This is a genomic window from Vibrio sp. 10N.222.49.C9 (genome assembly GCF_041474985.1).
In the GTDB taxonomy this organism is placed as follows: Bacteria; Pseudomonadota; Gammaproteobacteria; order Enterobacterales; family Vibrionaceae; genus Vibrio; species Vibrio crassostreae_C.
Genome location: NZ_JBFRVD010001638.1, coordinates 1 through 251, shown reverse-complemented (window position 1 = coordinate 251; position 251 = coordinate 1). Strand labels below are relative to the sequence as shown.

At 52.2% G+C, this 251-nt stretch carries 1 protein-coding gene; it reads right to left on the bottom strand.

What is annotated here, in order from left to right; all coding sequences use genetic code 11:
- A partial coding sequence (locus AB4585_RS29605; protein WP_372172415.1) for a solute carrier family 23 protein occupies positions 1 to 251 on the bottom strand: 251 nt, incomplete at both ends.

Here is a 251-nt window from a genome sequence, read left to right as displayed (position 1 = left end):
TCACTATAGGTCGTGTTAGGTGGCGCGCCCATCATGCTTGCTGCCATTGTGGCAACGCCGTCACCGGCCATGGTGCGGTGTAAGCCTGGCTTTTTCAGGTAGTCTTTACCTGTCACGTTAGAGATGGCCAGCATATCGCCAACGTGCTCTACCGCTGGGGCAATAGCCACTGGAATCATAAACAGAATGGCATTGATGTTGAATTCAGGTGTCACAAAGTTAGGCAGTGCAAACCATGCGGCATTGGTCAC